General features: G+C 74.7%; 8 protein-coding genes. 2 read left to right on the top strand and 6 right to left on the bottom strand.

Annotated elements, in window-relative coordinates; all coding sequences use genetic code 11:
• Positions 1-107: 107 nt before the first annotated feature.
• Genes tsaD through ABYE80_RS02125 form a run of 5 tightly spaced genes read right to left on the bottom strand, consistent with a single transcriptional unit; the run spans position 108 to position 3252 of the window.
• Positions 108-1127 carry a tRNA (adenosine(37)-N6)-threonylcarbamoyltransferase complex transferase subunit TsaD gene (gene tsaD, locus ABYE80_RS02145; protein ID WP_372788308.1) on the bottom strand — a complete coding sequence of 340 codons (1020 nt, stop codon included), beginning with the start codon at positions 1125-1127 and terminating at the stop codon, positions 108-110.
• Complete coding sequence (gene rimI / locus ABYE80_RS02140) at positions 1124-1690, bottom strand: ribosomal protein S18-alanine N-acetyltransferase (RefSeq protein WP_372788306.1); 567 nt, start codon at positions 1688-1690, stop codon at positions 1124-1126. The genes tsaD and rimI overlap by 4 nt, the downstream gene beginning before the upstream one ends.
• A complete protein-coding gene (tsaB, locus tag ABYE80_RS02135; RefSeq protein WP_372788305.1) occupies positions 1687-2385 on the bottom strand; it encodes a tRNA (adenosine(37)-N6)-threonylcarbamoyltransferase complex dimerization subunit type 1 TsaB in 699 nt (232 codons plus the stop codon). Before tsaB ends, rimI begins: the two co-directional genes overlap by 4 nt.
• Positions 2382-2813, bottom strand: a complete 432-nt coding sequence (gene tsaE / locus ABYE80_RS02130; protein ID WP_372788303.1) for a tRNA (adenosine(37)-N6)-threonylcarbamoyltransferase complex ATPase subunit type 1 TsaE — start codon at positions 2811-2813, stop codon at positions 2382-2384. The genes tsaB and tsaE overlap by 4 nt, the downstream gene beginning before the upstream one ends.
• Before the next feature lie 52 nt (positions 2814-2865).
• The gene (locus ABYE80_RS02125; protein ID WP_372788301.1) at positions 2866-3252 is read right to left on the bottom strand and encodes an LPXTG cell wall anchor domain-containing protein; all 387 of its coding nucleotides are present in this window, start codon (positions 3250-3252) and stop codon (positions 2866-2868) included.
• A 98-nt stretch (positions 3253-3350) separates the two neighbouring features.
• Here ABYE80_RS02125 and ABYE80_RS02120 point away from each other — a divergent pair, with 98 nt between their 5' ends.
• Both ABYE80_RS02120 and ABYE80_RS02115 read left to right on the top strand, forming a co-directional pair.
• Entirely contained in the window at positions 3351-5768 is a 2418-nt protein-coding gene (locus ABYE80_RS02120) for a glycosyltransferase (protein WP_372788299.1), read from the top strand.
• Positions 5765-6526 carry a class I SAM-dependent methyltransferase gene (locus ABYE80_RS02115; RefSeq protein ID WP_372788298.1) on the top strand — a complete coding sequence of 254 codons (762 nt, stop codon included), beginning with the start codon at positions 5765-5767 and terminating at the stop codon, positions 6524-6526. The genes ABYE80_RS02120 and ABYE80_RS02115 overlap by 4 nt, the downstream gene beginning before the upstream one ends.
• 36 nt (positions 6527-6562) lie before the next feature.
• Here ABYE80_RS02115 and ABYE80_RS02110 read toward each other — a convergent pair whose 3' ends face one another.
• Positions 6563-10984, bottom strand: a complete 4422-nt coding sequence (locus ABYE80_RS02110; RefSeq protein ID WP_372788296.1) for an alpha-(1->3)-arabinofuranosyltransferase family protein — start codon at positions 10982-10984, stop codon at positions 6563-6565.
• Positions 10985-10988 lie beyond the last annotated feature (4 nt).

Here is a 10988-nt window from a genome sequence, read left to right as displayed (position 1 = left end):
GACGGCCAGCCGCGCGCCGTGCCCGGCGACCAGCGGTCGCAGGACCGCGAGTGCCTCCTCGCACAAGTGGCAGCCCTCGCGCACGTGCACCGTGACCTCCGCGGTGCTCACAGGCCGCGATCCGACGTGGAGTACGCGTCGAGTCCCAGGTGCTCCGGATACGGCGTCACGGGCTGGTGCAGGGCCGCCGCGGCGATCATCGCCGCGTTGTCCGTGCACAGCGCGAGCGGCGGCACGTGGACCTCGACACCGAGAGCGGACAGGCGCGCCCGGAGCGGGCCGTTGGCCGCCACACCCCCGCCGATCGCCAGACGGTCCAGACCGGTCTGCTCCAGGGCACGTTCCACCCGCCGGGCCAGCGCCTCGACGATCGCGTGCTGGAAGCTGGCGGCGAGGTCGGCGTGGCGTCGGCGCGCCTCCTGCTCCCCGAGGTCCCGCACCGCGTACAGCAAGGAGGTCTTCAGCCCGCTGAACGAGAAGTCGAGGCCCGCCACCTTCTCGGCGATCGGGAAGGCGAACGCGGTGGGATCGCCCGGCTCCGCGGCGCGCTGGAGGTGCGGGCCGCCCGGGAACGGCAGCCCCAGGAGGCGTGCCCCCTTGTCGAACGCCTCCCCTGCCGCGTCGTCGAGCGTGCGTCCCAGCACCTCGAAGCCGTGGTGCTCCTCCACGCGGGCCAGGAAGGTGTGCCCGCCGGAAGCGACGAGACACAGGAACGGCGGATCGAACGGGGCGCCACCGTCGACCCGCAGGAAGTTGGCGCTGACGTGGCCCTGCAGATGATCGACCGCCGCGAGCGGCAGGCGCCGGACCGCGGCGATGGCCTTCGCGGCGCTCAGCCCGACGAGCAGCGCCCCGACGAGCCCCGGGCCGCGGGTGACGGCGACGAGACCGATGTCGTCCAGGGACGCTCCGGCGCGGGTCAGGGCGTCCTCGACGACGGCATCCATGAGCTCGAGGTGGTGGCGCGAGGCGATCTCCGGCACCACGCCGCCGTAGGCGTCGTGGATCCCCTGCGAGGAGATCACGTTGCTGGCGATCACGCCGTCCCGCGTGACCACGGCCGCGCACGTGTCGTCGCAGCTCGTCTCGATGGCCAGGACGAGGCCCTCCGCGACCGCTCGGCTCACGGGGTTCCCTCGCGATCGACGCCACGCGGATGCACGACGGTCCGGTGCTGCGTGCCGGGCGACGGCATCACGGGTCCGGCGTTGGGCACGTCGTCCAGGCGCCCCTGCAGCGTGGCGGGCGTTCGCCACATGATGTAGGCGTCCTCCCCGTTGTCCTGGTAGTAGCGGCGGCGGACCCCGGCGATCAGGAAGCCGTAGCGCTCGTACAGGCGCAGGCCGGCCAGGTTGCTCTGGCGCACCTCGAGCGTGAACTGCGCATCGGGGTCCGGGATGCGGACGAGCAGGTCGTCGAGGAGCGACGCGGCGATGCCCCTCCGGTGCAGCTGCGGCTCGACCGCGATGTTCATCAGGTGCCACACCGTGTCGTAGCGACTGCAGACGCAGTAGCCGACGAGCTGCTCGCCCTGCCACGCGCCGAGGACGACTCCGGCGGGCTTGCTGAGCTCCAGGACGAACATCGCCAGCGACCACGGCGACGGGAAGGCGCGGCGCTCGATCGCGATCACCTGCGGCAGGTCCTGGTAGCGCAGGCGCTCGATCCTGGTGGCGGGCGTCGTGCTCATGCGCGCCCCCGTTCGGCCACCGGGATCGCGTCCGGCGCGCGGACGTAGACCGGGAGCACCGCGGTCGGCGGGCCGGCCGCGGCCCGGGCCCCGAGATCGCACAGCACGCTGCCGTCCACCAGATGGCGCGGGTCCGCGTCCGCCGGCACCGTGAACCCACCGGAGGCGAGCACCTCGCGGTACCGCGGTCCGCCGTCCCCCACGACCAGGGCGGAGCCGGCACCCGTCGCCGCCGAGAGCGCGGAGGGATCGATCGCCAGCGGACCGGTGCTCGGCGGCTGCCCAGCGGCGGCCGCCGATGAGCTCTGCCAGTGCGCGGCGAAGACCTCGCGACGCCGGGCATCGAGCACCGCGACGACCGGCCCGTCGCTCGCGGCCCCGGCGGCGAGCACGGCGAGCGTCGAGACCCCGACCAGCTCCGTGCGCCCGGCGGAGGCCAGGGCCCGGGCGGTCGCGAGACCGATGCGCAGGCCGGTGAACGTCCCGGGGCCGACGCCGACGGCCACGCGGTCCAGCGCCGACCAGTCCAGGCCCGCCTCGCCGAGCAGCTCGCGCGCCAGCGGGAGGGTCTGCGCGACGTGCCCCGGCCGCTCACCGGACCCGGGCCGGTGCCGCCGCGTGTGGGTCCGGCCCTCGGCGGTGCGGAGCGCCACCACGGTGTCGGGCGTCGCGGTGTCGATCGCCAGGAGGTTCACGCCGCCACCTCCGCGATCGTGATCTCGCGCGCGTCGGCCCCGGCGTGGGCGAGCGTCACCGTCCAGCGGACCCGTGGCAGCTCGCCGTCCGCCACCTCCGGCCACTCGACGAAGACGACGTGCGAGTCCGTGAGGTAGTCGTCGAGCAACGCCGGGTCCTCGTCCTGCAGGGACTCCAGACGGTGCAGATCGAGGTGCGCCACAGGCGGACTGGCCTCGTCGTAGCGCCGGCCGATCGTGTAGGTGGGACTGGTCACCGGCGCCCGGGTGCCGAGCTGCCTCGCGGCACCCCGGACGAACGTCGTCTTCCCGGACCCCATCTCGCCGCGCAGCAGGACGACGTCGCCGGGCCGCAGCGACCGGGCCAGCTCGGCGCCCAGCGCCTCGGTCTGCTCGGCGTGCGTGGTCCGGACGGTGCGCGACGACATGCGAGCTACAGGCTAGTCGTCCGCCGCGGCAGGCTGAACCGCGGCCTGACGGTCAGAACCGCTCGGGAATCGTCCGCAGGCGCAGGCCCACCCCGGCCAGCAGCAGCGAGGCGCCGAGCGCGAGGAACAGCCGGGTGTCGATGCCCGTGTCCGGCAGCTCGCCGGAACGCGCCCCGCCGACCTGCGGCACGTCCGTGGTCTGTGGTGCCGTGGACGACGGCGTCGACGGGGTGCTGGAGCCGGGCGACACCTGGGGCTCGGTGGTGAGGTTCCCGCCGGAATCCGTCGTCGTGCCGTCGCTCTGCGAGGACGGCGTCGTCTCGCTGCCGAACGGGTCCTGGTACTGCTCGTCACCCGCGCTCTGGGCCAGGGCGACGGCAGGCGTCGCCGCGAGGACGAGGGTGCAGACGAGGGCGGGAATGCTTCTCAGGCGGCGCACGACTCGGGCATTCTACGGGTGTCGGCGGTTGTCCTCCCCCGCGGCGTCCCCGAGGCGGCTGACGGGCGGCTGCCCGGCCCCTGCGCTACCGTCGCGCGGTGCCGACGGCCCCCGCCGACATCACCCCGCGCCACATCCTGCTGCTCACCGACCGTGACTGGGCGCATCCGCAGGGCGGCGGGACCGGCACCAACCTGTTCGGCCAGGTCACGCGCTGGGTCGCCTGGGGCCACCGGGTCACCGTCATCGCGGGCTCCTTCCCGGGTGCCCCCGCGGTCGAGCGCCCGCACGAGCGTCTCGAGATCCATCGGGTCGGCACCCGCCTGACCGTCTTCCCGCGGGCCGCGTGGCTCACGCTCCGCCGCGGTGTCGGGCGCGACGCGGACGTGTGCCTCGAGGTCATCAACGGCATCGCGTTCTTCACGCCGCTGTGGCCGTGGCTGAAGATGCCGCGCGTGACGCTGGTCCACCACGTCCACGCGGACCACTACGTCACCGAGCTCGGCCGCCGCGGCCAGATCGCCGCATTCGTCCTGGAGCGCGTGCCGCTGCGCTTCCTGTACCGCCCGACCGAGTTCCTCACGATCTCGCGGGCCGCACAGCGCGACCTCGAGCAGCTCGGCGTCCCGCACGACCGGATCCACGTCGCGTACCTCGGCTGCGACGCGCCGGCGGACCCTCCCTCCGAGGAGGCCGCGACGCCGACCCTGCTCTACCTCGGCCGTCTCAAGGCCTACAAGCGGATCGAGTACATCCTCGACGTGCTCGAGGCGATCCCGGACGCCCACCTGGAGATCGCCGGCGAAGGCGACCACCGCGCGGCGCTCGAGCAGCAGATCGCCCGGAGGGGGATCTCCGACCGCGTGACGCTGCACGGGCACGTCAGCGAGGAGGAGAAGTGGGAGCTGTACGGCCGCGCGTGGGTGAACCTCACCGCGTCGAGTGCGGAGGGGTGGTGCCTGACCGTCATGGAGGCGGGCTCCTGCGGAACGCCGAGCGCGGCGATGCGCGTCGGAGGACTGCCCGAGTCGATCGTCGACGGCGAGACCGGCGTGCTCGCGGACACGCCGCAGGAGCTGAGCCGCCATGTCGGCGATCTCGTCGCGGACGACGCGCGGCGGCACGCCTACGGAGAGGCCGCCCGGGCCCGCGCCCGCGGGTTCACCTGGGACCACACGGCGTCCGCCAACCTGCGCGTGCTCGACGGCGTCGCCGCAGGCGAGCGGGCCCGGCTGCGCGACACCGTCCGCGCCTCCGGCACGGGAGCCGCCGCCGGTCTCGCCGGCGCGACGCTCATGAACAACGCGATCCAGCTGCTGTTCACGATCGTCATCACCCGCATGCTCGGCGCCGACGGCTACGGCGCGCTCGCCGCGATCATCGGCGCCTTCCTCATCCTGCTCGTCGGGGGCCAGTCGCTGCAGGCCGCGGCGGCCCGCGAGACCGCGCTCGGCGTGCTCGGGGACCACGAGACCATGCGCGCCACGCTGCGCACCTGGACGGCGCGCCTCGCGGTCGCCACCGTCGCGCTCGCCCTGCTGGGCGCCCTGCTTCGCGACCCCCTGGCCGCCGTCACCGGCACGCCCGAGCACCCCTGGGCCGCCGCGGCGCTCCCGGCGACCGGTGCCCTCTGGCTGCTGATCTCGCTGCAGCGCGGCGTCCTGCAGGGCCTTCACGCGTTCGGATCGGTCGCGGTGAGCCTGATCCTGGAGGCGTTCGGGCGCCTCGCGACCGCGGTCCTGCTCGTCGCCGCGGGCGCGGGTGTCACCGGCGCGTTCCTGGGAACGCCCCTGACGATCGGCATCACGGCGGCCGTGCTGTGGGTCGCGATCTCCCGCCGGCTCGACGCGCCCGCCGCGGCAGAGGCGCACCCTCCGTCCCCCACGCCCCTGCGGACGCTGCGCGAGCTCGTGTCCGGCGGGTGGGTGCCGATCCTGGGTCTCGGTCTCCTGGCTGTCCTGCAGAACGTCGACGTCATCATCGCCCGGCACCAGCTCGACGCCGACCGCGCCGGGTCCTACGCGATCGCCGCGGTCGCCGCCAAGAGCGTCGTGTGGGTCGCCATCGGCGTCGGTCTGCAGCTGCTGCCCGACGCGACGCGACGCCACGCGGCCGGCCAGGATCCGCGGCCCGTGCTGGCGCGCGCCCTCGGGGTCCTGGTGGTCGTCGCCGCCCCGGCGCTCGTGCTGTTCGCCATCGCCCCCAAGCTCCTCCTCACGCTGGCGTTCGGGCCCGACGGGTCGGACGGGTCCGGCGCGCTGCTCCTGCTGGGACTCGCGATGACGCTGCTCGCCGTCGCCTACCTCACCGTGCAGTACATGCTGGCGCTGCGGGAGCGGCGATTCCTCTGGGTCCTCGGGGCGGTCGCGATCGCCGAGGTGACGATCCTCTTCACCGGGCACTTCGGGATCGTCGCCTTCGCCACCATCGTGCTCGCGACGCAGGTCGTCGCCGCCGGCGCGGTGCTGATCCTGGGCCTGCGGGCGCTGCCGCGTCGCCGGCCGGTGGTCGCGTGAGCGCCCTGGCCGTCGCACTGGAGGCGGTGCGAGGCGTCGAGGGCTGGCTGACACCGGCCCAGGCGGCTCGCCTGCACGCCCGGGCGGCGCTGGTCCCGGCGGGCGGCACGATCGTCGAGATCGGGTCGTTCCGGGGGCGGTCGGCGATCGTGCTCGCCCTCGGATCCGCGAACCGCGACGCCCGGCTGCTCTGCATCGACCCCCATGCCGGGTCCGACCGGGGCCCGCAGGAGTACGCCGCCGACGAGGCGCTCGGGGATGCGGACGCCAGGGCGTTCCACGACAACCTCCGGGCGGCCGGGGTCGCCGACCGCGTCGAGCACGTCCGGGCGTTCAGCGACGCCCCGCAGGCGCGGGGCGCAGCCCCGCAGCGCATCGACCTGCTCTACGTCGATGGGGCGCACCGCTACGGGCCCGCGCTCGCCGACCTCACCGACTGGGGCGGCCGTGTCGCTCCGGGCGGGCGGATGCTCGTGCACGACAGCTTCTCGTCGGTCGGGGTGACCCTGGCGATCCTGCGCCGGCTGGCGGGGTCGGCGACCTGGCGCTACGCCGGACGCGACGGATCGCTCGGCGAGTGGGAGCGCCTCGACGCGCCGCTGCGGCCCGTCGCCCGTGCCCGCAACGCGGCGCGCCAGGTGGCCCAGTTGCCGTGGTTCGCGCGCAACGCCGTCGTGAAGGTCCTCATCCTTCTCCGGCTGCGGCCCGTCGCCCGGCTGCTGGGCCACGGGCCTCACGACGGGCCCTGGCCGTACTAGGGCCCGCGGGCGACGCCGCCCGCAGCCCCGCCCGAATCACCGCGAGGCCGCGAACGTCCCGTGCCGCGTCCTGCGGTCCGCCACGAGCCAGCGGACCAGCGCGATGAGCAGCAGGCCCAGCGCGCCGGTGGCCACCCAGTGCGCGGCGATGTGCTCGACCGCGTAGTTCGTCCGATAGCCACCGGGGTCCTCCGATCCCGCCAGCAGGTGCGCGACCGGAACCCCGACCAGCAGCAGGCCGCCCGCCGCGAGGACGAGGCGATGCGTCGGTATCGCGCGCCAGAGGACCAGCGCGACGACCGGCCCCAGCACCACTCCGGCCCGCAGCGCGAACACGAAGCCCAGCACCGCTCCGGCCACCGCGCCGACCGCCAGCGCGCGCCCGGCCGGCCAGCGACCCGGCGTGTCTGCCGACGCGTCGAACCGCCCCGGTGGCGTGGTCGATGCGTGCGGGAACGGGCCGCGCGCCCGTCGCCGCGCCAGCAGCAGCGCCAGCAGCGCGAGGATCCCGATCGCGCTGAGGAGGTACGACAGGTCGGCGATGCGCTGCGGCCGGTAGTCGAAGACGACCTGCTCGCACCCGGGCTCGACGGGCCAGCCGTTGGCGTAGCCCTGCAACGGCTGGGGAGCACCCAGGTCGCGCCCGTCGCACGATGCACGCCACCCGGGCGCGTAGGACTCGCCGAGCACCAGCCACGACGGTTCCTTCACGTCGATGCGCACGCCGTCCCGGTGCCCGCCGGTACCCGTCCCGGGCTCGAGGACGGCACCACCGGCACCGGGCAGGACCAGACCGCCGGAGGGAGGTGAGAACAGCCGCAGGTGATCTGCAACGAATGTCGTGCGCCCACGATCGCGGACCAGGACGCGCTTCGTCGGGAGCGCGAGGCCCGAGCACCCCTCCGCCGCCAGCGGCAGGCCGGCATCGAACCTCCGGAGGTCCTGCGTCCCGACCTTCAGCGCCACCGAGCGTCCGGCGGCCGTCACGACCACGGCGCCGCACCGGGCCGAGACCGAGCCACTGCGGCGGATGCGGACCGGGCTCACCCCGGCGCCCCGCAGCTCACCGATCCCGACCGCGCGGCGCGAGCGGACGCGGGCCGGTGTGCCCGGCGGGAACGCCGCATCGACGATGTCCAGCCGGAAGCGCGTTCCGGCGAGGGCCTTCGGCAGCCGCACGAAGCCGTCGGCCCGCACCGCGACGACCGGGCTGCGCCCGCTCTCGGACCGCAGACGGACCCGCGTCGGGCGACGTACTTCCGCGGACGGCGGGACCAGGCGCAGCCGCTTCAGAGAGGTCCGAGCCGGCGTGCTCCAGGCGATCCACGCGGGGCGCCCGGCGATCCACTGGCCGATCCAGGCGCGGTCTGCCCCACCGTCGAACGCACCGCTGGCCCGGTTCCGCGGCCGCCCCTCGAACCGCGAGGATGACCGTGCGCGCAGCGCGGTCGCGACCGGAGAGGCGATCGCGTCGAGGGCGTCGTCGCGCGCCTGCGGATCGACGCTGACCCACGCCTCGAGCTGGAAGCGACGCGCGACCGGCGAGCGGAGCGAGCGCTGCATCCGGGGCTCGGGGTCCCGCGCGTCCCTGGGCAGGTAGGACTGGGCGGGGCCGGCCTGCCGACCTCGCAGCCACGGCGCATCGGCCGTCGTGCGCTGCAGCAGGTAGGTCAGCGCGTTGGTCGAGAGGTCCTCGCCGCGCAGGGCGTCCTCCAGCAGCCTCGGGGGCCGCAGCGCCTCCCTGACCACCACACCGGGGATGCGGAGCTCGCGGATGCCCCCGGCACCCCCCGAGGCCCGGCGCGGCCGGGCGACCTCCGCGATGCGGACGCGCAGGCGCGAGACGCCTTCGAGCCCGACCCGCAGGCGGTTCCAGCCCTGACGGACCGGGAAGCGTCGGCCGTCGATCTCGACGGCGCGCACCTGGCCCCGGCTGTCCGAGTAGGGATAGAGCTCGATGGTGCCGATGTCCCGTGGCTCGTCGAACTCCACGTCGAGGTGATGACGGTCGCGGGCCAGCGCGCGATCCGCCAGCCACGACGTGCCCAGATCGCCGTCCAGAGCAGCGGTCGGACGGTGCTCGGGGAACTGCGTGATCTGCGGGCTCGACGGCGCGGTCACCGAGCGCACACCGCGGCCTCGCAGGACCGCGACCGTCTGCGCGTCGGTGGGCTCCGCCAGGTCGGCACCCGCGAACGGGTCCAGCCGCGTGCCGTCCTCGCTCACGTCCTCGTCGGCGGGCAGGGTCGGTCCGACGTTGCCGCGGAGACGAGCGGCGACGAAGGCCCGCCGGCGCACTCCGTCGGCGATGACGAAGCCCGCGCCGTCACGCACCGCACCGGTCAACTGCTCCCGGTCGATGTCCGGCGCGTAGACGAGCGGGAGGTCCGGGCGGAGATCGCCGAAGGCCGCCAGGTCCAGCACCCCCTGGGCTCCGCCGTCGAGCACCGTCAGCGGAGCCCGCGGCAGAACCCGGACGATCCCGCCCGTGCTCGCGAGCCGCAGCTCGACGGCGGGTCGCCGGACGGGATCGCCGAGACGCCCGGCGGCAGCGGGGTACGCGCGCTGCGGACCGTAGGACCGGGGGCGCAGGGCCCCCGGCTGGGCGACCCCCGGCAGCGCACCGCCCCCCGCCGGGTCCGGCAGGGGATCGAGGCCGTCCCCTCCCAGTCCCTCGAGCCCGGGCATGCCCGCGCCCGCCATGCCCGTGCCCTGCGGTCGAGGGCCGAGCGTCCGTGCGACCTCGGCCGGGCCCAGCTCGCCGCCCCGTGACCGGTCGCCGTCGGTCGCCACGACGACCTGCCCGACCCCCAGGAGATCCAGGAGCGGCTCGAGCTGACGCGGCAGCAGGCGTTCCTGCGTCACGAGCGCGTCGACCCCCCACTGCAGCTCCGTGGCGCGCAGGTCGCTGAACGGCACGATGTAGCGGTTGGCCACCGGATGCTCCGTGAGCGTCGGCAGGATCGCGTCGATGGTCTGACCCCAGCGGTAGCTCGCGAAGAGCTGCCCGGGCAGGACCAGGGCCCTCGTGTTCGGATCGGCACCGTCGAGGTCCCGCGCGACGTCCTTCCACCACGACGGGACCGTGAAGGCGAGCTGACGGTCGGGAGCGCGCCCGCTCGTCAGGGGCCAGGCCGCGATCGCGACCACGACGGCGAGCCCGGCGGCGACGGCGCCGCGCAGGAGGTCTGGACCGAGCGGGCGGCGCAGGCGCGGGAGCGTGATCCGGCGGCCGGCGAGCAGCGACCACACGTGTGCGAAGCCCAGCCCGGCGAGAACCGCCAGGCCGAGCGCCACGAGCGGGCCGGCCTTGTAGGAGGTGCGCAGGAAGCGGACCGCCTCGACGTTGTTGTACGTGAACGTGAGTCCCCGGCGCAGCGGCGTCCCGTCGGGGAAGCCGGCCGCCATCACCAGCAGCCCCGCCACGGTCAGGAGCAGGAAGAACGGCGCGTACCGATGGCGCCAGGTCCAGCGCACCGAGAGCACGACGAGCGCGGGGACGAGCATGCCCGCCAGCACGATCGGCAGCGAGAACAGCTGGCCCGGGCTCTGGGTGGAGAAGGGACGCAGCTCCCCGCCGAACCCGACCCCGATGTAGCTCGTCCAGAACCCCATCAGGCGGAAGGACTCCGCGAGCGAGGTCGTCCCCCAGATCGTGCCCGGCTGCTCGGTGAAGGGCAGGAAGTCGACGCCCTCCGCAGCGTGGATGAGCAAGGGGACGATCCACCAGGCCGACGTGATCGCCACCGTCACCGCCACGCGGCCGACCCAGGGGCGCAGGGCGGCGGCCGGGACGCCGCCCCACCCGAGCTCGTAGACGACGAGGAGGGCGGGCGCGAGCAGCACCCAGCCGGTGACCGCGGCGTTCACACCGCCTCCGGTCGAGGTCAGGACGAGCGCGAAGGCCGCCGGCCACCACCAGCCGCGCGGGTCGCGCAACCCGCGGTGCACGCACAGCAGCATCCACGGCATCGCCGCGTAGGCGAGCAGCGCGACGCTCGTCCTGTCCGCGTAGACCGTGACGTACGGGTTCACCACGTACAGCACCGCGGCCGCGACGTGGAGCGGGCCGTCGGGCACCGCGGTGCCGTCGGCACGACGCACGAGCGCTCGGATCAGCGCGCGGACGCCGAGCGCGGCGATCGCCAGCAGCGTCCCGAGCCACAGCCGGTGGACCATCCACACCGGCAGCCCCAGGGCGTCGCCCAGCGTGAAAAATGGTCCCATCGGGAACAGGTAGCCGCCGTACTGCCCGGCCCAGACGTGGCCCAGGCCAGCCGTCGAGGTCCAGACGTTCCCGACGTCGGACAGGAACCGCGACGGATCGACGTAGAGGTGGACCTTCGTGTCCGCGACGACGCTCCCTGGACGCTGCAGGAGCGCGAGGAGATAGGCGCCTGCGATCAGGGAGAGCGGGACGGCGCGTGGACGGGCGTGAGCGACCAGACGGGAAAGCACGGAT

It is taken from the genome of Paraconexibacter sp. (assembly GCF_041602235.1).
Taxonomy (GTDB): domain Bacteria; phylum Actinomycetota; class Thermoleophilia; order Solirubrobacterales; family Solirubrobacteraceae; genus Paraconexibacter.
The sequence above is the reverse complement of the archived record's forward strand: the minus strand, read 5'-3'. Positions and strand labels throughout refer to the sequence as shown.